Genomic DNA, 22604 nt, shown 5'->3' with positions numbered 1-22604 from the left:
CTTTACTCTTTCTAGCTTTACTCTTTCTAGCTTTACTCTTTCTAGCTTTACTCTTTCTAGCTTTACTCTTTCTAGCTTTACTCTTTCTAGCTTTACTCTCGCTAACTTAATCTACCAACTCAAACTGCTCCCATTCGCTTTTAACCATTGCTCTGCTTTTTTATAGTCTGGATAAAACTGGCTCACACGTTGCCAAAACTTAGCGCTATGATTCATATGTAAAAGATGCGCAAGCTCATGGACAACTACATAATCAATCACCCAGGTTGGCGCACTTGCTAAATGCAAATTAAAAGTCAGCTCACGGCGTTTGTTACAACTGCCCCAGCGACGTTTATAATGTTGAATTTTAAGCTTTGTAGGCAACGTCTCAGACATTTGCAAGCAGTAATCATGCACTCGCATTTCGATATAGCTCTCAAGCTTTTCATGCATAAACTGCTCAAGCAAAGCGAGGTAGTTAGCCTCTTGATGTTTGACACGTGATGATATTAGTAAGGTAAGCTGAGGCCGCGCATCTTGTTGCCAAGTGTTTTTCGGGCCTTTGCCGAATACTATTGGGACGTTTTGCCCAAACAACTTAATAGTGGCGTTTACTAATGGCAATTGGCGACGCTCAGCTTGCATAGATTGCTTTGCTATTTGTTCAGCGACCCAATCTTGCTTAGTGTTTAGCCAGGCATCTATTTCAGTTTGTGGAACATAAAAAGGCGCATACACAGTGAGTTTCTGCTCAGCAACTTTAATTGCCACGGTTGTTCTGCGTTTACTGCGCTTTAGGGTGTAATCCAACAAAAGTAAGCCAATTCAATTAATAAAAAAATGAGAGATTCCATTTTACCCTGCTAAATAGCTGCTAATCTATAAAGATGACTCACAAATAAGTTTTCATCCTTATGCCTGACAAACCATGTTGTAGTTATACCTCACCAACAGGTAACAAGTGCCAAGAAACAGATATGGGCTCTGGATTTTGCTTTTGGCATGATAGTAAATTTGATAAATCAGGGCTAGATCTAACCCAAAAATTAGAGCGCTATGCCAAAAAAGGAGGCTTACTAGAAGGGTTACAATTAAAGCGAGCAAATCTTTCTGGGCTTAACTTAATCAAACAGGATGATGAAGAGGGCTATAACCTTTCGTACTGCAACTTCTATCGAGCAAATTTAACGGGCGCTCATTTATTTAATAATAAGATTGCTAATGCCTCACTAATGAAAGCTAACCTTCACAGTGCTAGTTTGCATTACTGTGACTTAAGAAATACCAACTTATTAGGTATCAAACTCAACGACAGCAGAATTGATAATATCGAGCTAGGCGACCAATTACTGCAAGAAACGGCGGCCATTAAAGCCCGCAAGAATAAGCACAACTCAGAAGCACGAGACTTATTCGAACAATCTGAAGAAATATACCGTAATTTAAGAAAAGCTTCTGAAAATCAAGGACTATTTGAGCTTGCCGGTAACTTTACTTATAAAGAATTGCGCATGCGTCATGCGCAATACCCTAAAGGTTCAAGTAAACAAATAACTTCAAGCTTTATCGATATGTTATGCGGCTATGGCGAAAAGCCTGAGAATGTCATTCGTTTTAGTTTGTCGCTTATTATTTGTTGTGCACTCTGTTATTTTTTATTTGGGGTGAATTATCAAGATACGCTAATAAGATTAGATTTTTCTAACTCTATTGAAGACAATTTATTTGCATTTCTAAATAGCATTTATTTTAGTGTTGTTACCTTTACGACTCTAGGTTACGGTGACATAACACCTATTGGTTTCTCTCGATTTATTGCAGCAGTTGAAGCATTTTGTGGGAGCTTTTCACTCGCTTTATTCGTTGTTGTATTCGTCAAACGCATGACGCGTTAACAGTATCTAGTGATAAAAAGTGATGGATAAAAAACATGAATTTAAAACTAAGCATTTATAGCTAATATAAAATAATTAAATTCATTAATTTCACATCTTTTACTCTTAATAAATTTTAAATTGTATTAGACTGAAAGCACATGCAGCCTTTAACTTATTCTATGCTAGCAGAATTTTTTCTTACTGATCAAAGTTCAGATTTATTAATAAACGGTACCTACGACCCGACTCTAGTCCTTTTGTCGATTACCACGGCCGTCTTTGCCGCTTATTTTTCTTTACACCTTATTGATCTTGCAAATAAAACTAACTTTAATTCTTACCGTCAACTCGCCAATGGTACTGGCGCACTGGTTTTATCTGGTGGTATTTGGAGTATGCACTTCATTGGCATGCTGGCATTTTCACTATGCACAACAATTAACTACGATCCGACTTTAACATTCTTTTCGTTTGTACCGGCATTTTTCGCGTGTTTAACAGCATTTTCTTTTCTTCGGCGCAAGGGTAATACCCAGATCCCAAAAACGTTAAAGCTTCTAGTCAGTTCTGTATTATTAGGTGCAGGTATTGGCACCATGCATTATACAGGCATGGCTGCGATGCAAATGAGTCCATTGTTACGTTATGACCCTTGGTGGTTCGCTGCATCTATTGTTGTCGCTGTTGGCCTGTCATTCATAGGCTTATACACTCGCTTTCATTTGAGTGACCATTTTAAGCGTTTATCTAACTTTCAAAGTAGAATAATTTGCAGCATTATTCTCGGTTTTGCCGTTGCCGGTATGCATTACATGGGAATGGCTGCGACTCGCTTTGTTGCGACTTCGCCCCTCTTATCCGATAACGTTGATACATCACATATTGAACTTATTGCTATTTGCGTCGCGTTTGCCACCGTTTTATTAACTGCACTCGTAGGCATTATCAATGGAATGGTTCGCTATCGTATGCTGTTGGTGGAGAAATCTGCCGAAGAATCTCGTTTAGATGCTATTTTAAGTACAGCTATTGATGGCATTGTGACTATTAACATTAAAGGAAAAATTTTAAGCTTTAATAAATCTGCAGAAGCTATTTTTGGCTGGCAGCAACAGGAAGTTCTCGGACAAAACGTTAAAATTTTAATGAATGACGAAATTGCTGCACATCATGATGATTACTTATTAAATAGTGGCAATCATGAGCTTAAAAAAGTAATTGGCATCAACAGAGATGTTTGCGCAAAACATAAAGATGGCCATTTATTTCCTATTCGTCTTGGCCTTGGAGAAGTGAAACAACCAGGTGAAGAGACTCTATTTGTAGGGTTTATTACTGATTTAACTCAGCAACGCGCCCTGCAACAGAGTCTAGAAGAAAAAGAACTACAATATCGTACCTTGATGAATAATACACCCGGTGCTGTATTTCGTTGTTTACTTGATAAAAACTGGACGATGCTGTTTATTAGCCCACGAGTCTTTGAATTAACCGGTTACACAGCACAGGAGTTCACATCAAACGAAGTAGCATTTGCAGATATCATAAATTCCAAGGATGAGCAGCACATAGCAGATGCCCTAGACGACGCCATCTCAAATTCTAACCAATACGCTGTTGAATATAGAATTAAACACCGTAATGGCCAAACAGTTTGGGTACTAGATCAAGGCACAGTTAACCATAATCCAGATTCCAACGACAAATGGATAGATGGCGTGCTAGTCGACATAACCTCACGTCATGAATATGAGGAGTCATTAAAGACAGCCAAGCAAGAAGCTGAAGCCGCTGCACAAGCCAAACAAGCATTTATGGCGAATATGAGTCATGAAATCCGCACACCAATGAACGCTATAATTGGCTTTAGTGATATTTTGATGGATAGCCCGCTTAGCAAAGAACAACAAAAGCATATAATTACTGTGAATAGTTCGGCCAGGTCATTATTACATTTATTAAATGATGTACTCGACTCCGCAAAGCTAGAAAAAGGTAAATTAGATATCACGCTTGAACACTTTAATTTGCAGGCTCTACTAGATAATATCGTTTCAACCTTTTGGCTTGAAGCGAAACGAAAAAACTTACTTCTCGATTTAAAAATAGCCGAAAATGTTGCGCCAATATACATTGGAGATGATTCGCGTATTCGCCAAGTATTAAACAACCTAATTGGTAATGCGATTAAATTTACTGAAACAGGCTCTGTGACAATTAGTATCAGTAAAACGCAAAACAACCAGTTGTTTTTTGAAGTGCAAGATACAGGCATTGGTATCGCAAAACATAGACTAAAAGCAATTTTCCAGCCATTTGAGCAAGCTGATGGAACTATGACTCGCCGTTTTGGTGGCACAGGGTTAGGAACAACGATTAGTAAGCAACTGGTAGAGTTAATGGGTGGCAGCATTAGTGCTGTGAGCACTGAGAACAAAGGAAGTTGTTTCTTTTTCTCTTTACCTCTAAAAGAAGGTGATATTAATAAAGTTGATAAATTAAGTAATAATATCTTAAACCTGCCGCCTCTGAGAGTTCTAGTTGTTGACGATATAGAACAAAACCTCGAGTTACTGAATATTTTACTTTCTCAAGCTGGTCATGTTGTTACAAAAGCGAAGAATGGCTTAGAGGCTATCAGCGCCTTCGAAAAAAATAGCTTTGATGTAATTTTAATGGATATACACATGCCAGAGTGCGACGGGATTACAGCGTGTAAAGTGATTCGAGAAAAAGAGCAGCAACAACAACTTAAAAAAACCCCTATCATTGCCCTAACTGCCAGTGTTTTACAGCAAGACAAATTAACCGCAAAACAAGCCGGTATGAATGGCTTCGCTAATAAGCCCGTTGATATTCAGCAAGTTAACCATGAAATAGCAAAGGTTTTAGGGTTAGAAGTTAATACAATATCTCAACAACAGCCAGATAAATCTAAGCAGCATATCAACTATGCAAAAGGCCTGAAAATGTGGGGAAGTAGCGAAAAACTAAACTCAGAAATAGCAGCGTTTTTATCTGATCATTATGCCAATATGATTCGTTTAAAAGAGCTTAATACTGATAGTTCTGAGGTGAAAACAATTTTGCACACTTTAAAAGGCGTTGCCGGGAATTTAGCGCTAGGAAAACTGCTACATTTACTTTCTCAAGCAGAGAATGAACTAAGAGGGACTCGTTTTATTTCACTCATCCATGCATGTGAAGATGAATGGCATTTTTTACGCTCAAAAATAGCCGAAACAAAAACTCAAGAGGAACAAACATCAGTTACTATGATGCCTACGAGTGAGCTAAATAAAGCCTTAGACACACTGCTAGAGCACGCAAAACATGCCGAAATTGACGATGACTTTTTGGCTCAAGTGGCGTCGAACACCCAGCCTGCTTTTAAATCGCAAATAAATGAAATTTGTGAACATTTTGACAATTTTGATTTTAATGCTGCACAGGAAGCGATTGAAAAATTGCAACGTGAAATAACTGCAAGTGAGGAGAAATCATGAGCGAACTTATTGAGCGCGAAAGAATTCTTATCGTAGATGATGAACCCGCTAACCTTAAAGTAATGCGTGAAGTATTAGGCAATGACTACCGCTTATCATTTGCGAAATCAGGTGAACTTGCATTGCAACTTATTAAGAATGAGCCGCCAAGATTAATTCTATTAGATGTGATGATGCCAGATATGAATGGCTTTGAAGTCTGTGAAATACTGAAATCTACACCAGAAACCGCTCATATTCCGATTATTTTTGTGACGGCTTTATCACATGAACAAGATGAATCAGAAGGCTTTGCGCTAGGTGCGGTAGACTACATTACAAAACCCATCAGCCCTGCAATTGTCCGAGCACGTGTTAAAACTCATTTATCATTAGTGCAAGCACAGCAATTACAGCTCGCTCATATTGATTTGATAAACCGTTTAGGACGTGCAGCAGAATACAAAGACACAGATACTGGTGAACACATTGCGCGTATGAGCCGTTACAGTAAAGTACTTGCACTTGCCTACGGAATGACTGAATTTCAAGCTGAGCAACTAAGACAAGCAGCACCGATGCATGATGTTGGTAAAATCGGTATTCCTGACGCCGTGCTTCTGAAGCCTGGGCGCTTGGATGAAAATGAATTCGAGCATATGAAGCAACATGCAACAATCGGGGCGAAGATTTTAGAAAACTCTAGTTCGCCTTTATTACAGCTAGCACACAAGCTGGCACTTGAGCACCATGAAAAATGGGATGGAAGCGGCTACCCTTATGGACTAAAAGGTGAAGAGATTAGTATTGAAGGCCGGATAGTGAGTATTGCCGACGTGTTCGACGCACTAACCTCAACAAGGCCATATAAAAAAGCGTGGTCTGTTGACCAAGCTGTCGAACTTCTCAAATCTGAATCTGGTAAGCACTTTGATCCGCAGTTAGTCGACTTATTTATAGGTCAGCTGGATGCAATTATAGAAATAAAAAATACATTCACTCGATAAATAGAGCCTCCTATCTGGAGGCTCTTTTATTACTAAGGTAAAGACTTAAGATCTATTTTAGGAATGTCTGTAGGGCTTCTTTCAAACTCGCTGCCATAAGGAGTGGGAGCGGAAAAAAAGCCTGTATTTTTTAGGTAAAACCCTTTCTCTGTCGTACCGCCTTGATAGTCAAAACGCGCATTTTTTTTGGCTGTGGCATCGTAAGTAAATTTAGCTTGGGTCACTTCTTGCCATTCCCCTCGCTCAGGTTTAGCCCATTGGTTTGTATAAATTGCACGACGTTCAAATTGCCCTGCCCCAGGTATGAAGTTCTCTAAAAATGAATAGGTGCCTTGATGATATATACTCGTCTTTGGGCGCCTGAAACTTGCAATTAACTGCCATTTTTCAACCATAGGATCATAAAAGTATGCTGTAAAATCAGTACTTTCAGTTCCTTCAACTGGCCTAATGTGAGTTAGAAAACCATATCGCGTGTCAGCTTTCCAATCGTATCGCATATAGCTTTGTCCGCCAGAGCCTTCATTGCCAAATTTACCTACATGCACATTTTTACCATGCTTTAAGGTCTGTATTCGGTACTCAGGTGGAATTAATGAAGGATCATCTGTTGAAAATGGACTCCAAATAGAGAATAACACTCTGCGCTCACTATCAGAGTTTACTTGTATACCAAAATAGCCCCCATCAAAACCATTCGCCATGTAATACGAGCCTATTGCATCGGCTCCTTTTGGCACTTCTATTTCACTATAAAACCACGGGTAATTCATCGTTTGAGAAGGCAACGAGTATTGCAGGTGAACCGAAGGGCCTCGACGTCCCCAGTAAAAGTCATCTTTGACATAACTAACTTTACCTAAAGCCACTTCGCCGCCGATTTTAATCTCACTTATGGCTGGTAAAAGCGTTTCTGCTTGCTCTAATCCCGTGATGGTTAACTTTTGATAACCTAATTCATCAAGGTTAAATGTACCAACAGGTACGCTCATTGGTTGATTATTTTTTACTGTTACAATTTTGCTTTGCCCAGCTATCGAAACTTCAATTGTTGCAGGTTTGTCTTTCACAAAGGTTTGCAAAGAAACGGCTAACTCACCTGTTTTAGATGTGTAAAAATAAGTGCTTAAACTGCCTTGTTCCGCAAACCAATGGGTCACACCACTCTTGTCTATCAGCTTATCTGACAGCTCAACATTATTATCAATCCAACTGTTTCCTGCCACTGGAATACTGATCGTTGTTTCTATCTTTTTATCTTCTAACTGTAACTGCTGATTTCCACATGCGACCAAGGAGGTCAAAAAAAGCGATAAAACAGCCGTTTTTATACTGTGATTGTTCATTTTCTTTCCCACAAAAAAGCACTATTCGTTATAACGAATAGTGCTCCTCATAAAACAGTTTATGGATTTATACGAACAGAGAACTCTGCCGCAGATGCCCAAGCACCACCACCTTGCTCCTCAAGAGCAACAAATTTAACGTAACGCCCATTTGTCGCTGGAAGAATGGCTGATTTTACATCACCATTTGAAGCCCATTCACCTTGTGCAACAGGCTCACCAAATTCAGTTGCGGTTTCACTTACGTACACTTCATATTTAACTACTGTACCATTACCGCCACCTGGGCGAGGCGTGTAGTCAAATTGAGCAACCTCATAAGACTGCCCTAAATCAATAACAACGTCGTGTGGGTAAGTAACTGAACTGTCACTCCATGAGGTGTGCCAGTGCGTGTCAATATCACCATCGAACGCAAGCTCAAGTTCATTTCCAACCTCAGCAGCAGAACTTGATGTTGCAGAAACTGTGCTCATATCAATTGCTTGAGTTAAATTAACTCCCACATTTAATTCTCTTGCTGCCGCCCAAGGGTTACCACCGCGCTCTGCGAGTGCAACAAACTTAACAAAACGCCCTGTTACATCATTAAACGTCACCGTTTTAACATCGCCATTATCAGCAAAGCTGCCACTTGATACAGGTTCGTCAGCAAAAGCCTGCTCATCTTCGCTTACATATAACTCATACTGCACCACTGTACCATTACCGCCGCCATCTCGTGGCGCATAATCAAAGCGATTGACAGCATAATTCTCACCTAAGTCAATGACCACCTCATGTGGATAAACAACGGATGTATCATCCCAATTGGTATGCCAATGCGTTTCATCTTGGCCATCAAAAGCAAGCGCTAACTCATTGCCTGGTTGTGCTGGAGATGTTGATGAGTAGTTAAATGTCGTATTATCTAAAAGCGTACTGTTAACCTCAATAACCTCAGTAACGGGTTCTTCAACAGGTTCATCTTCATCACCTGTGCCTGAGCCATCAATAGGTTCATATACGTTGCCATCATCAATGCCGACTCGCAGCTCAGCAGCTGAAGCCCATGCACCACCACCACGCTCTTCTAAAGCGATAAATTTAACAAATCGACCTGTTACTGGGCCAAAGACTTCTAATTTCAAGTTAGTGTTATCAGCCCAGGTACCTGAATGAACCTTTTCACCATAATCAACTGACGACTCTGAAACATAAATTTCAAAGCTAACAATCGTTCCGTTGCGTCCGCCGTCTTGGCGTGGCGTGTATTCAAAGCGATTTACATCAACTGTTTCGCCTAAATCGATAACAACTTCATGAGGATACTCTTGCATATCATCACCCCAAGAGGTGTGCCACATGGTTGAATCATCGCCATCAAAGGCATATTTTAAGTCATTACCCGGTTGTGCAGGTGTGTTGCCCGTGACTACAAAATTAGCACTATTTAGCATGCCATTTTCTTCGCCATCATGTGTAGCAGTTAAACTCAAACCCTCAACATCAGAGCGTGCAACAACAAGGATTGTATAAGGCGTCTCTTTACGTACATTTACAGCAACGATGCAAGTTTCATTGCTCGTGCCACCATAGCCGATACATTCTGCATTATCAGGGTTAGCAGCTTCTTTTGCAGTGACATAAATATCTGCATCACCAGCATTACCACTTAGTTCTACGGTTAGTTTATTTGCAGAATCTATAGCCATGACCTCATACAGACGCGTTTCTCCTTTACTCATTGCGTCAATTGTCATAGCTTCACCACTAATTAAAGGCTCTGATTCAGTATCAAAAAGTACTGTATCATCATTATTTGTAAGTCCAGCCGCTACAGTGCCTGTATAACTAGTAACTTTGCCAAGAATGTTTTCAAGTTGTAACTCAACGACAGCATCTGTTGCAATCGCGCTGAAACTTGCTTCACGCACTGATAAATCTTGCCCGCTACTAACCACCTCACCATTGACGATAACCGTGTATTTATACATAGGTGTAGATGTTGCCGGAATTGTCCAACGAATACTTTGAGTATCAATAGAGTCAATCGTTGCTGCCAAAGGGCTATTTTGCGGTGAGAAAGAAGAATAAGGACGAGATAATACATCTGCTGCTTCAATTTCATCAGGAGAAATACTGCCGCCAGAGCTCATCCGATAATATTCACTTGTTGATGTCGCATCATAGCTTTCATTGTATGCTGCAGTTGCTTCCTCTTGAATGACATTAAAATCTGCTTTAGTAAACCCTGCCCAAGAACCATCCAACTGACGTTTATGACCAGCGGTAAATAATGCAGTGCGGGTTTGATCGCCCGTCCCCAGCCAATCCTCTACAAACGAGCCTGTATTGCTATTAAAGTAGACATTTTCAACTGGGTAATCCATGGTGACTATATGTGTCCAAATACCCGTTTCTTTATCCATTGACCAATAGCCAAATTGCGTATGGCCATCTTTTTGCCAAACTTTAGCCACCAGCGTATACCAATGATCAGGCTGCCATCCAAGTTCAAAATTCCATGATTTTAACCCTGTACCTTCGCCACCAAAGTTTTCTACTTTAGTACCTGCACCTTGATATGGTGCAGTGATAAGTTCACCATTTGAAGGGTCCCACAAAGAAAATATAAAATTACGGCCATCGGGATGATCTTGTATGCCAGCATAACCGCCCCCTTCCATACCTGCGTTCCAATTTAGAACCGAATAGTATGTATAAGGTGTTAAACCTTTTGCTGGAATATACACATCTTGCATGATGATGTCCCCAGCCGCATTATCATTAAAGCGCAACCATACTGAAGGGGCTCGATCAATCGATCCCGGGGTTGCAACAACTTGCTTTCCTGTAGATCCTACTGAGCCTTCAGGCTCTTCAGTCCCGCAACCGAACAGTGTTGCTGTTATTACCGCAATACTGAGCACAGATAATTTATTTGTTAAGCTCATAAATTTACTCACTTATATTTATTCTTTTTAAATTAGGCAATACAACTATTGCTGTGAATTTATCTACTGCTATTAAAACCTGACATTTACCCCAAAGGTAAATAGGCGCCCAGCACTATCAAGTTTATGAACCTGATCAGAGCGAGAGATATAATGCCAGCCACGTTCATTGGTTAAGTTATTACCTGAAACATTTAAATTGATTGATTCAGTAATATCGTAACTAGCACTGAAGTCTAACTGGCCATAGTCTGCAACCCACTGCGGGCCACCCCATGCATCTGCATTTGCAACATATTCATCGCGCCAGTTATAGGCAAAACGTAATTGAAAGTCATCCGTCTCGTAGTACACGACTGCGTTATAAGAATGCTCGGACATTCCTTGATAAGGAAGGCCAAGGCTTCTAAAGTCGTATTCAGGATGATCTTGAGGAACCTGATCATACCCTGAGTCAACATAGGTGTAGTTAAGTTGCACCCCTAAATTATTAAATGGCGCTGGTAGTAATTCCGTAAAGGCATGCTGATAGGCAATCTCATAACCTTCAATGGTACCTCCACCGTCACCATTGATAGATGACTGTACTTTGAAGGTTTCTCCATTGATATCTATTGATCCATTTTCACCATTTATGACAAATGACTCGATATCTTTATAAAAATAAACAGCAGTGAGTGCACCATTCTCAGAAAAATACCACTCAAGAGCTAAATCTGCTTGATTAGCACGAAGCGGTTCGAGTCCAGGATTTGAGGCGTGATATTCCATTTTATTGAAGTTGATGTAACTCCAAGCCTTGAGTGATTGGATACTTGGGCGAGTAATTGCTTTTGAAGCTGTTGTTCTAAGTAATAAAGTATCTGTTAAATTTAGTTTTAGATTTAAACTTGGTAATACATCCGTATACGTATCCTCAAATTCCACAATATCTTGATAATCTTCAACTTTACCTTCGTAGCTTGGATTACCTTGTTTATCAGGAACAAATACAACTTTGTCTAAATTAAGTGAATAACCTTGGCTACCTACAGTTGTTTCAATAGCCCGAACACCTAAATTTAAAGCATAAGGAAAGCCAAAAACTTTGTCTTCTATATTCACGGATGCGTAAATTGCATTGGTTTGCTCATTTACTTCATATGAGTCTTTAGGGCGCGGAAGCGCTTTAATTAACTGATTAGCAGCTTCCGGACTAATAGATTCATAAAATGCGAATAACTCATCGTAGTCAAAACGAGGCCATGGATTAGGGTGCTGACCGGGTTCACCTTTAAAGAAGTTCTCAAAGTCACCATCAATTAACACACTTTCAGGGAGTCTAAATAGGTCAAAGCCGTTAATATTTTCAACTGATGAGTAATCTACGCTGAAGTGATCATAACGTTCAGAATCAAGTTGCGCTCCAGCATTACTAAATGCACTGGCATTTTCTGACGAATTAACATTTGTGGTCTTCGTTTGATCGCCAATATTTAAACCAAAATCGATTGATTTGATCCAATCAACATTTGGCATCCACTGTGCGTCAATACGAAGTTCATTTACGACATCTTTAACACCTGTTCCACTGTTATAACTGTAGTGGGCGCCAAAAGGAGAGTTCGCAGTTAAGTTAGGAGAAATTGATACATCAGGTAAAAGGTTATTACCTGATTTATCTAGCATAATTTCATCAACAAAACCACGTGCTACAATGTATCTATTGTGACCATCATTTTTATTTTCTGAACTCGAGTGCGCAACATCGAATGCAACACTAAAGTTATCAGCAACAAACCATTTTGCATTCACGCCAACTTGATACGTTTCGGTAACTCGAGGCGACGATACATTAAGTATTTCAGCCATCGCTCCAGTACCAAATAAAGTCATTTTATTAACTAAACCCTCATCATTAAAACCAACATCTTTAACGCCAGGTATGCCTTCGGTCCAACTTTCATCATATGTAACAAACGAAATTTGCGACTCTGTTGCATCCGTTTTATATGATGAATAAATGCTATCAAAATTCATTTCAAAGTCAGAGTTCGGGATCCATTGTAATGCTAAACTTCCGCCAATACGCTCACGAGTATCTTCTTGGTTACCATAACGCATATAGCCCGGTATGATTGAGCCCCACTCGTTATCAACTAACGGATCAAATGCCCCATCACCATTCACATCTTGGCGAACCGTAATATCTGACTCCGTTGTTTCATTCCAAAAGCCTTCACCTTCATAACTGTCGATCCTTAAAGTTCGCTCAGAATAAACTGCAGTGAAAAGGGCACCAAATGTGTCGTCGAAAAACGTGTCGCTTAATAGAAATGAAGCTTGAGGTGTTACATCTTCGGTTCGATCTTCGTAAATACCTTTTATAGAACCTGATGCCGTGAAGCCATCAAAATCCATCGGTCTACGTGTTTTGATATTGATAACAGATCCAATTCCACCTTCTTGAGTGTGTGCAACGGGAGACTTATATACTTCAACGCCACCTAACAGCTCAGCTGCAATCAAGTCGTAATTAAAGTCACGGCTGCTATGCTCTGAAGCCATACGTCGGCCATTTATGGTTGTAATGTTATAGTCCCCACCTAAACCACGCACTGTGACATTTTGCCCTTCTCCGGCATTACGCGTAATCGTAATACCCGAAATGCGTTGTAATGCTTCGGCTACGTTTTGGTCAGGGAACTTACCGATATCTTCAGCAACAATTGCATCAACAACCTGTATTGAGTTTTGCTTAATAAATAAAGATTCTTTCAAACTGTTACGAATACCGCGAACTTCAATTACCTCAACAGCATCATCGTCAGTCTCTTTTAGTTGTGGGTCTTGCTCATTTGCCGCTAATGCGACTGCTGAGGAGGTCGAAAGTATCGAACCTATGAGCAAGCTTAGGTACTTCTTATTGTAATTTACCATTGCACTTCTCCGAATTAGTTATTCCATGAAAGAACATCTGTAGATGTATAACAATTAATTTACACCTTTCGAAAGAAAAAAATCAATAGAAAACACAATAAAACTTTCATTATCTTTTAATTCAATAGTCACATTCTTATCGCTAGATAAAAAACTAGTTAAAAATCAACACTCAATCAATATGGAACTAAAGGGAAAATATTTGGACTTAAATCGAAAGTCTTCGAAAAAGGAACTACGTAAGTAAGGTACCTCACTAGAAGCAGGATAAGCATAAAGTAACAAAATTGAATCTATTATCAGCTGAAGCAACCATTTTTGACTGACAAGAGTTGGACTTTCAACTTCAACATGATTCTTTTTAATTTTTACAAATAAAACAACAAAGTGAATTTGAAATATTTTGAAAGACTGATAATCTAATTTGAAATATTATGAAACAAATTAAGGTGAATCAATTTATGATTAACTTAATAAATAACCGTGTTAGTTCAATCAAACGAATGTTAATCGTCTGTCTTTGGTCTAACTTTGCCTTTGCAGCACTTAGCAATGATTGGGAAAATCCAAAAGTTGTCGGAATAAATAAATTACCCGCTAGGGCAAGCTTTTTTCCCTACACCGTTGCAAATTTACAAGCGCCAGATCAAGCGCAAAACTATTTGAATTTAAATGGTATCTGGCGTTTTCATTTATCTAAGAACCCCGCATCAAGATTGAAAGACTTTGAGAGCCCTACTTTTAATGATAGTGATTGGTCAACAATCAAAGTGCCAGGAAATTGGGAGTTGCAAGGTTATGATCGTGCTATATACGTTAACCACCCCTACGCTTTTGCGAAAAACCCGCCTTTTATTCAACAACACGACAACCCAATTGGCCATTACCGTAGAACATTTAATTTAGATGAACTGTGGACTGATAAGCGAGTAATTCTACATTTTGGCGCCGTTAAATCAGCGTTCTACCTTTGGGTAAATGGACATAAGATAGGCTATAGCCAAGGAAGTAAAACCGCTGCAGAATTTGATATTTCTGATAATGTAAAGTCAGGGTCAAATACACTGGCAGTTCAGGTGTTTCGCTGGAGCGATGGTAGTTATTTAGAGGCTCAAGATTTTTGGCGGATCTCCGGCATTCAGCGTGATGTATACCTGTACTATACACCTAAAGATTATATTGAAGATGTGTTTGTAAATGCCGGCTTAGTTAATAACTACAAAGATGGAAATCTAAACCTTGCTGTTGATTTAAGCCCATCAAATAAAGAGCAGACACTGCAAATTCAGCTCAAAAATCCTAACCATGAAATCATTTTCGAAACCCAGCAAACTTTAGCCAAAAAAGAGCTCAGCCAAACAGTTCAATTCAACAAACACTTTAAAAATATAAAAGCCTGGTCTGCTGAATCGCCCACTCTTTACGAATTAAGCATATCACTTTTTGATAATAAGAAGCTGTTAAGTCAATACGTTAAGAAAAAGATTGGCTTTAGAACCTCAGAAATTAAAAATGGCCAACTGCTTATTAACGGCCAAGCTATTTTGATCAAAGGGGTCAACCGGCATGAGCATGACCCTATTACAGGGCATGCCGTTTCCCGAGAAAGCATGGAATTGGATATAAAACTATTCAAGCAATTCAATATTAATGCCGTGAGACTCGCTCACTATCCTAACGATCCTTACTGGTACGAATTATGCGATAAATACGGCATTTATGTGGTTGATGAAGCCAATATTGAATCACATGGCATGTATTATAATTTGGCAAAGGGCCACACATTAGGAAATAACCCCGACTGGAAAAAAGCCCATCTTGCACGAATTTCAGCTATGGTCGAACGTTCAAAAAACCATCCTTCAGTAATTATTTGGTCACTTGGCAATGAAGCAGGTAATGGCTACAATTTTTATCATGGTTATGACTGGGTAAGATCTCGCGACCCATCTCGTCCTATCCAGTACGAACGCGCTGTTTTTGAATGGAATACCGATCTCTATGTACCCCAATACCCTACTCCGCAATATCTAAAAGAGTATGCCGAATCAAATCCTGAGCGCAGTATGATCATGAGTGAGTATGCGCATGCTATGGGCAATAGTGTGGGTAACTTTGCTGACTTTTGGCATCAAATACGTAAGTACGACAAGTTACAAGGTGGCTTTATCTGGGACTGGGTTGATCAAGGTATACAAACCACCACCTCTGAAGGCAAAACTATCTATGCTTACGGTGGGGATTTTGGTGTTCCAGGCACTCCTTCAGATGGTAATTTTCTTTTAAATGGTATTGTTTTACCTGATCGCACACCGGAACCTGCTCTATATGAAATTAAAAAAGTTCATCAATCTGTTTTGTTTTCTTTCAATGACAAAGAGTTAACTGTATTTAATGAAAACTTTTTCAAAAACCTCAACCATTACCGTTTAAATTGGCAATTGATGAGCAATGGTAAGGTGTTTAAAGAAGGCCGCATCAATAAACTTGAAATACCACCACAGCAATCCGCTAACTTCACGCTTAACTATTCAATTCCAAAAGAAATCAATGATGAAGTATTTTTGAATGTAAGTGTAGTGACGCGGCTTGATGAGCCACTAATAGGAAAAAGTTTTGAAATCGCAAAAGAGCAATTTTTAGTACAAACAGTACGTGCGAAAGAACAACAAACTGATTTAAGAAAACTTAATGTTTATCGAACCGTTACCGATAGCGAGATTATTGGTAATAACTTTGTAGTAAGATTTAATCACGCGCGAGCAGAGTTAACAGGCTATCGCTTTAACGAGGTTGAATTAATTAAAACACCTGCCAGAGCCAACTTTTGGCGCGCTCCTACTGATAATGACTTCGGCGGAAATTGGCAAGATAAGTTAAGGGTTTGGAAATACGCCTCAGATCGTCAACAGCGTACAAAATTCACTTTAGTAGAAGCTGAAAACCAAGTTGTTGTTACCACTGAGTTTGATGTGCCAGATGTTTCTGGAAAATTAAATATTATTTATATCATCACAGCTGATGGCAAAGTAAAGGTCGACTACAAGTTCACTTCATCTATGCAAGATATGCCTATGATCCCTCGCGTCGGTATGAACTTGGAATTATTTGCCGAGCTTAACAATATTACCTACTTTGGCCGTGGACCACAGGAAAATTATCGTGATCGGCATACCGCAGCACATGTTGGTTTATATCACTCTAAAGTGTCACAGCAATATCACCCTTACATCAGACCGCAAGAAAGTGGCTATAAAACGCAAGTACGCTGGCTTCACTTGACCAATCAACAAGGTGTAGGATTAAAAATTACTGGTGCACCTCATTTTGGTATGAGTGCTTTACACTACAGGATCAGTGATCTAGACCCCGGCATGCGACGAAGCCAAACACATTCCGGTGAACTTCAGCCTCGTCCACTCGTTTCACTGAATATTGATTATGGGCAAATGGGTGTTGGCGGCGTTAACAGTTGGCATACAACAGCACTGCCAGGATACACGCTGACAGCCTCAGAGTATGAATATAGCTTTACTCTGCAAGGAGTTAACATAAATTAAAATGTTGGATAAGGGCTCTTTTGAGCCCTTATCTCTTATATGGTATCAATTACTTATAAACAGCAATCTCTGCTGCACTTGCCCAAATGCGACCATTAATTTCACTTTGTGCGACTAAACGAATATACCGTGCAGTAACAGGTGCAAACTGTGTTTGCTTGATTTGCGTATTCGCAGCCCATGTACCAACAGCGATGGGTGAGCCAAAGTTGATACCATCGTCACTCACATACACCTCATAGTCTGCAATAGTGCCGTTTACGCCAATGGTTCTTGGTAGATATGTGATTTTTGAAAAGCTTTGCGGGTTACCTAAGTCTATATCAACCGAGTGAGGGTACTCAGGCACTGTGCTGCCAGACCAATTCGTGTGCCAAATGGTGGCTGGATTATTATCAAAGGCGTAGATAATTTCTTCGCCAAGCTCTGCCTGCGAGTCGCTACTCACAACAAAGCTCGAACTATCAAGTTTTCCTGTGTGATATAGCTCAATCTCTGCCGCACTAGCCCATACATTCGCGTTTACTTCTGACAAGCCAACCAATTTTATAAAGCGCGTTTGCGTATTATTAAGTGCAACCACTTTGCCTTGTTTGCTGGCATCCCAAGTACCCGCAGCAACTAATTCATCATAGGTTACACCATCATGACTTACATACACTTCATAGTCTGCAATTGATCCATTTTCGCCCACAGCGCGTGGCGTATAATGAAGCTCTGACAACTCATAGTGTTTACCAAGATCAATGATGACATCGTGAGGGTAACTAGGCACTTGTGGAGTTGACCAACTGGTGTGCCACAGCGTGGTTTTGTCTCCATCAAATGCGTTTGCCAATTCATGATAAGGCTCTGATTGCGAGTTAGAACTTACCGTCAATGTGGCGCTGTCGATCAGGTAGTGTTGTGCTGACGTATTATCAATCGTGACAGTCGCTGAGTGCGAAACTGTTCGACCGAAAATATCTTCGAGGGTAATGATAACGTTGTCATTTTCACTCGCAATAATATCTACTTGGCGCTTTTCTGGTTGGCTTGCTGATGCAACGAGTACGTTGTTTATCATCACAGAATAGCTAAATTGAGGGGTGCTCGTTTGCGGCACTTGCCAACTTACGCTTCGCGTAGTGGCATCAGTGATGGTGAACTCAATATTAGGTTGATTGGGGGTATCCGCTACATTGTTTCTTGTTAACGGAAAAAGTGAATTTCTCCCGCAAAACGCTGTCAAGTTACCATATGCATCCGTACAGGTTTGATTGCTAATACTTAACGTAGGTGAGGTTGTCCCGCCAGTTGTCATAGTAAAATAACTTGGGTTTGCGCTTGCATCATAGTTATTGTCGTAATTACGTTTTGGTTGGTGTTGGACAACACTAAAATTTGCAGAATCAAAGCCAATCCAGCTACCATTTTCGAGCTTTTTATGGCCATTTTTGAGCCTCACAGTTCTCGCGTTTTCGCCACTATACCACCAATCTTCAACAAATGACCCTGTTGTCGTTTCAAAACGTACATCAGCTACAGGGTAATCCATGGTCACCAAGTGCGACCATTCTCCAGCAGCCTGATCATGCACCCAATAGCCGAAATGAGTATGTGAACCTACCGGCCATGCCTTTGCCACTAAGGTATACCATTGGTTAGCTTGCCACCCTAAATCAAAGTTCCATGTTTTTAGCCCTGTACCCTCACCGCCAAAATTTTCAGATTCCGTACCATGACCAAGATAGCGGGCTACAATTGGCTTTGAAGAGCTGCGCGGATCCCATATGGAAAATATGTAATTGCGCCCATCAGGGTGATCTTGTATGCCAGCATAGCCCCCACCTTCCATGCCCGCATTCCAGTTAAGCACTGAATAGTAGGTGTACTTAGTAAGTCCATTGCTAGGCACATACACATCCTGCATGATCGTGTTACCGCGACCTACATCATTAAAGTTAAACCAAATCGACGCGGCCCTGTCTTCAACCGTATTAGCTTGGGCACTCCAACTACTCAACATACCGACTACTGCCAATTTTATTGTCATTTTTATCATGCTAGCTCCTGTAAGTAATAAAAGTTAATTTCTAGATTCTGTGGACTTATCCTTTAGTAGCAATAAAGAACCAAAAAATATAAACCACCGAGTAATTAAGGTTCAAAAACGAAAGAATCGCAAATAAAAAACATGAAATGAAAAAAATCGAATTAAAATGAAAGTAACTGAAAGTTAATAACAACGTAAAAATGAGTGAAAAATCCGTATGAAGGATAGTGAAAAATGTATTGCTTGATTTTTATAAGGCGAAGTGCATGAAGGTTAAAATACACTATGAAAAGTGCATTTATTAAAACCTTTAGATAAGAGCTGATTTTATAGCTTCATAATCATGAGAGGTTATTTCATGGCTGTTACCAGCACAATCTTTAAAGTACATTGAGTAAGTAACACCATGATCGGCAACAACAGTTTTAATATCAAGCTGAGCTAGATGCTCAAGCCATGCTAAAAACTGTGTTGCATTTGCGCCAAAAGCAATACCTTTGCTTCTACCGTCAGCTTCAAACAGTGCCAAACGAATTGTTTTTGCTTGATCTTCTAAGGTTAAAGGGCCTTTTCCCTCATCCCAAAATGCAAGTTCCGGTATCACATTAAAACCAAGTACTTGTTGATACCATTTTACAGCAGCCGCTAAGTCATCAACATTTAAGTGGCAATGATCAACACCACACAAAGCTGGAATAGCCATGTTACTCACCTATTTCTGTTTTTAACTGCTCTAAAAAATCGAGCATGTAATCTGTACGTCGTTTGGCTTCATCTTTTGCTGATGGCGTGTTCATACTCTCACCAATGTGTAACAGCTTAATAAAAAAGTGATCGAGGGTGTATTTTGTATCGTCAGGTTCGCGGTTTAAACAAAATGGATCGTCTTTATGATACAGATAGCGACCAATTGAGCCCCCTACTTTCATGCAGCGGCTCACCCCGATTGCACCTAATGCATCCATTCGGTCTGCATCTTGCACAATTTGCGCTTCGACACTTTGTACTTTGATATTGGCACTAAAGCTATGTGCGGCAATAGCATGATGAATAGCACTAAAATACTGCTCAGGATAATTAATTGAGGCTAAAAAACTTAGCGCTTTGTCTGCGGCCATGGTCGATGCTTTTGCCCGATCTGGGTGGTTCTTTGCAACCGCAACACAATCATGTAACCAAGCTGCGGGTAACACCACGGCCATTTCTGCCTGCTCGGCAATACACAATTGTTTTGCAACCCTCACTACTCGTTCGATATGACTAATATCGTGTGCGACATCGGCATGGAGTAAAGACAAAATAAAGTCTCGACATTGAGTTTCTAACGCTGCAAAGTCTATTTTTGGCTGCATATACTGGCTATCACCATTTACTGATTGAAATTATGCTTACTTTAGCGTGGTTGCTAGATTTGTTCAAAACATTCATTGTATGTTTGCCAGTGCTTCATTAAACTATGCCCCCTTTTGTTTGACGCGAGAATCCCTATGTCATCTGCTATTTACCTGCAAGCTGGACGAGAAAAATCATTAAAAAGAAAACACCCATGGGTGTTCTCAAAAGCCATTAAAAAAGTAAAAGGTAAGCCAGGACTAGGTGATACTGTCACTATCTATGACAATGACGGCAAGTTTTTAGCCATTGCAGCTTACAGCCCGCAATCGCAAATTCGCGCTCGCGTATGGAGCTTCGATCAAAACGAAGTAATTGACCAAGCATTTTTTGAAAAACGTTTACGCCGTGCCTATGCTGCGCGTGAACAGGTGATCAGCGAAGGCGGTTTAACGGGTTTTCGTTTAAGCGCTGCTGAGTCTGACTACTTGCCAGGCATCACTATCGATAAATTTGATAATGTATTGGTGTGCCAACTACTTAGTGCAGGTGCAGAGCGCCATAAAGGTGAAATTGTTGCTGCACTGATGACTATTTTTCCGGGCTGCGATATTCATGAACGTTCAGACGTTGATGTACGCACTAAAGAAGGCCTTGAGCCAATCAAGGGAATACTTTGGGGCAAGGAACCAATTGAGCCAGTCATCATTGAAGAAAATGGCTTAAAACTCGAAGTAGACATTCTTGAAGGCCACAAAACTGGCTTTTACTTAGACCAACGTGATAGCCGTGCAGCCCTTGAGCGCTTTGTTAAAGACAAAACGGTATTAAACTGCTTTAGCTACACAGGTACATTCTCGCTATATGCTTTGCGTGGTGGTTGTAAGCACGTGACTAACGTTGATGTATCACAGCCAGCGCTCGATACAGCAAAGCGTAACGTTGAGCATAACAACCTTGATTTATCGAAAGTTGATTTCGTAAAACAAGATGTCTTTAAGTTATTGCGCCAATACCGTGATGAAGGTGTGCAATTTGATACTATCGTTATGGATCCACCAAAATTTGCTGACAACAAAGCGCAATTAACCGGTGCTTGCCGTGGTTATAAAGATATTAATATGATTGCGATGCAAATCTTAAAACCAGGTGGCACTTTACTTACCTTCTCGTGCTCTGGATTAATGGAACAAAATTTATTTCAAAAAGTGGTAGCGGATGCAGCCCTTGATGCAGGTAAAGACTTGTTGATCATGGAACGACTAAACCAAGCTGCCGACCACCCGATTGCTGGCAGCTACCCAGAAGGCTTTTATCTGAAAGGCCTGATCTGTAAGGTTTACTAATTAAAACTTACAATTTCTAACCCGGCACTCAAGGAGCCATCTTGCTCCTTGGTTGCCCGAATTACACGGGCTGTTGCATCAAATGAAGTAATCGCCGTGCTAGTCGAAGCAATTAGCACCCGATAAAGACTACCAATTTCTAAAACTTCATCAAGGTGTATTGCCAGCCCTGTTGCACTTAAGTCAGTACACGTAACCTGAATTTCTTCGCCATTAACTGCATCTAATGGGATCAGTTTTGCAGGGGTATGAATTTGCATGCGGCGAAAATCGCGTTTCTCCTCATGAAACATATGGCCTCCTATACCAGTGTTTTTATTTTCTCTATTAATGTTTTAACAGAAAAAGGCTTCACTACATAGGCGTCGCAACCGGCATCAAACCCCGCTTTTTGTTCAAGCTCGGTTTCAAGACCAGACACCATGACAACAGGAATTTGCGCTGTTTCTGGGGTGTTTTTTAGTAAGCGGCAAGTATCATAACCATCTAAGCCTGGCATACAAACATCGAGCAGTATAGCATCTGGTGGCTCCGCAATGGCAGACGTTAAACACGATGCGCCTGAATTTGCATAACTTAACGAAAACTCATTTCCAAGGCTTGCTTTGAGCATTTCAAAATTAAAATATTCATCATCGACGACCAAAATAGTTGGTCGCGGTCGATTTACCGCCCGTTCAGGAACTGAGATTGGTCTTTCCTTTTCAATGCCCACATAACCTCCTTTTAGCATCTGTGTTTTAGCGTCAAGCAAGGAGGTGACACCTCCATTGCTCATT

At 40.3% G+C, this 22604-nt stretch carries 14 protein-coding genes; 5 read left to right on the top strand and 9 right to left on the bottom strand.

Annotated features, from left to right (window positions below; translation table 11 throughout):
* Positions 1–111 precede the first annotated feature (111 nt).
* Entirely contained in the window at positions 112–792 is a 681-nt protein-coding gene (locus tag BIZ38_RS12315; protein WP_054553652.1) for a M48 family metallopeptidase, read from the bottom strand.
* Positions 793–896: 104 nt separating this feature from the next.
* Between BIZ38_RS12315 and BIZ38_RS12310 the strand changes: the two genes are divergently transcribed.
* From BIZ38_RS12310 to BIZ38_RS12300, 3 genes are all read left to right on the top strand, one after another.
* Positions 897–1877 carry an ion channel gene (locus BIZ38_RS12310; RefSeq protein ID WP_054553653.1) on the top strand — a complete coding sequence of 327 codons (981 nt, stop codon included), beginning with the start codon at positions 897–899 and terminating at the stop codon, positions 1875–1877.
* Positions 1878–2038: 161 nt separating this feature from the next.
* On the top strand, positions 2039–5365 hold the full coding sequence (locus BIZ38_RS12305; RefSeq protein ID WP_187490377.1) for an MHYT domain-containing protein: 3327 nt from the start codon (positions 2039–2041) through the stop codon (positions 5363–5365).
* Complete coding sequence (locus BIZ38_RS12300; protein ID WP_054553654.1) at positions 5362–6351, top strand: two-component system response regulator; 990 nt, start codon at positions 5362–5364, stop codon at positions 6349–6351. The genes BIZ38_RS12305 and BIZ38_RS12300 overlap by 4 nt, the downstream gene beginning before the upstream one ends.
* Before the next feature lie 32 nt (positions 6352–6383).
* Here BIZ38_RS12300 and BIZ38_RS12295 read toward each other — a convergent pair whose 3' ends face one another.
* The 3 genes from BIZ38_RS12295 to BIZ38_RS12285 form a co-directional block, all read right to left on the bottom strand.
* Positions 6384–7697 carry a DUF3472 domain-containing protein gene (locus BIZ38_RS12295; RefSeq protein ID WP_187490376.1) on the bottom strand — a complete coding sequence of 438 codons (1314 nt, stop codon included), beginning with the start codon at positions 7695–7697 and terminating at the stop codon, positions 6384–6386.
* A gap of 59 nt (positions 7698–7756) precedes the next feature.
* Positions 7757–10633, bottom strand: coding sequence for a discoidin domain-containing protein (locus BIZ38_RS12290; RefSeq protein ID WP_187490375.1), 2877 nt, complete (start codon positions 10631–10633; stop codon positions 7757–7759).
* A 72-nt stretch (positions 10634–10705) separates the two neighbouring features.
* Positions 10706–13552, bottom strand: coding sequence for a TonB-dependent receptor (locus BIZ38_RS12285; RefSeq protein WP_138602118.1), 2847 nt, complete (start codon positions 13550–13552; stop codon positions 10706–10708).
* A 461-nt stretch (positions 13553–14013) separates the two neighbouring features.
* Here BIZ38_RS12285 and BIZ38_RS12280 point away from each other — a divergent pair, with 461 nt between their 5' ends.
* Entirely contained in the window at positions 14014–17112 is a 3099-nt protein-coding gene (locus BIZ38_RS12280) for a glycoside hydrolase family 2 TIM barrel-domain containing protein (RefSeq protein ID WP_187490374.1), read from the top strand.
* Between the two features lie 49 nt (positions 17113–17161).
* On the opposite strand, the gene BIZ38_RS12275 is transcribed toward BIZ38_RS12280, so the two are convergent.
* The 3 genes from BIZ38_RS12275 to BIZ38_RS12265 all read right to left on the bottom strand — a co-directional run bounded on the left by BIZ38_RS12275 (position 17162) and on the right by BIZ38_RS12265 (position 20499).
* Positions 17162–19156 carry a DUF3472 domain-containing protein gene (locus BIZ38_RS12275; protein ID WP_187490373.1) on the bottom strand — a complete coding sequence of 665 codons (1995 nt, stop codon included), beginning with the start codon at positions 19154–19156 and terminating at the stop codon, positions 17162–17164.
* Between the two features lie 301 nt (positions 19157–19457).
* Complete coding sequence (locus BIZ38_RS12270; protein WP_222938043.1) at positions 19458–19850, bottom strand: VOC family protein; 393 nt, start codon at positions 19848–19850, stop codon at positions 19458–19460.
* Between the two features lies 1 nt (position 19851).
* Positions 19852–20499 carry an HD domain-containing protein gene (locus BIZ38_RS12265; RefSeq protein WP_054553661.1) on the bottom strand — a complete coding sequence of 216 codons (648 nt, stop codon included), beginning with the start codon at positions 20497–20499 and terminating at the stop codon, positions 19852–19854.
* A gap of 135 nt (positions 20500–20634) precedes the next feature.
* Between BIZ38_RS12265 and BIZ38_RS12260 the strand changes: the two genes are divergently transcribed.
* Positions 20635–21825 carry a class I SAM-dependent methyltransferase gene (locus BIZ38_RS12260; RefSeq protein ID WP_187490371.1) on the top strand — a complete coding sequence of 397 codons (1191 nt, stop codon included), beginning with the start codon at positions 20635–20637 and terminating at the stop codon, positions 21823–21825.
* On the opposite strand, the gene BIZ38_RS12255 is transcribed toward BIZ38_RS12260, so the two are convergent.
* Both BIZ38_RS12255 and BIZ38_RS12250 read right to left on the bottom strand, forming a co-directional pair.
* Positions 21822–22118, bottom strand: coding sequence for a PilZ domain-containing protein (locus BIZ38_RS12255; RefSeq protein WP_054553663.1), 297 nt, complete (start codon positions 22116–22118; stop codon positions 21822–21824). The genes BIZ38_RS12260 and BIZ38_RS12255 overlap by 4 nt on opposite strands.
* 8 nt (positions 22119–22126) lie before the next feature.
* Positions 22127–22540 carry a PleD family two-component system response regulator gene (locus BIZ38_RS12250; protein ID WP_316247579.1) on the bottom strand — a complete coding sequence of 138 codons (414 nt, stop codon included), beginning with the start codon at positions 22538–22540 and terminating at the stop codon, positions 22127–22129.
* Between the last annotated feature and the right edge of the window lie 64 nt (positions 22541–22604).

This window comes from Pseudoalteromonas sp. BZK2 (genome assembly GCF_014349195.1).
GTDB classification, from domain to species: Bacteria; Pseudomonadota; Gammaproteobacteria; order Enterobacterales; family Alteromonadaceae; genus Pseudoalteromonas; species Pseudoalteromonas simplex.
The sequence above is the reverse complement of the archived record's forward strand: the minus strand, read 5'-3'. Positions and strand labels throughout refer to the sequence as shown.

Bases quoted from the DNA above. Each gene is read 5' to 3' on its own strand.
- BIZ38_RS12310 (WP_054553653.1), top strand. From the start codon at position 897: ATGCCTGACAAACCATGTTGTAGTTATACCTCACCAACAGGTAACAAG.
- BIZ38_RS12305 (WP_187490377.1), top strand. From the start codon at position 2,039: ATGCTAGCAGAATTTTTTCTTACTGATCAAAGTTCAGATTTATTAATA.
- BIZ38_RS12300 (WP_054553654.1), top strand. From the start codon at position 5,362: ATGAGCGAACTTATTGAGCGCGAAAGAATTCTTATCGTAGATGATGAA.
- BIZ38_RS12295 (WP_187490376.1), bottom strand. From the start codon at position 7,697: ATGAACAATCACAGTATAAAAACGGCTGTTTTATCGCTTTTTTTGACC.
- BIZ38_RS12290 (WP_187490375.1), bottom strand. From the start codon at position 10,633: ATGAGCTTAACAAATAAATTATCTGTGCTCAGTATTGCGGTAATAACA.
- BIZ38_RS12285 (WP_138602118.1), bottom strand. From the start codon at position 13,552: ATGGTAAATTACAATAAGAAGTACCTAAGCTTGCTCATAGGTTCGATA.
- BIZ38_RS12280 (WP_187490374.1), top strand. From the start codon at position 14,014: ATGATTAACTTAATAAATAACCGTGTTAGTTCAATCAAACGAATGTTA.
- BIZ38_RS12275 (WP_187490373.1), bottom strand. From the start codon at position 19,156: ATGATAAAAATGACAATAAAATTGGCAGTAGTCGGTATGTTGAGTAGT.
- BIZ38_RS12270 (WP_222938043.1), bottom strand. From the start codon at position 19,850: ATGGCTATTCCAGCTTTGTGTGGTGTTGATCATTGCCACTTAAATGTT.
- BIZ38_RS12265 (WP_054553661.1), bottom strand. From the start codon at position 20,499: ATGCAGCCAAAAATAGACTTTGCAGCGTTAGAAACTCAATGTCGAGAC.
- BIZ38_RS12260 (WP_187490371.1), top strand. From the start codon at position 20,635: ATGTCATCTGCTATTTACCTGCAAGCTGGACGAGAAAAATCATTAAAA.
- BIZ38_RS12255 (WP_054553663.1), bottom strand. From the start codon at position 22,118: ATGTTTCATGAGGAGAAACGCGATTTTCGCCGCATGCAAATTCATACC.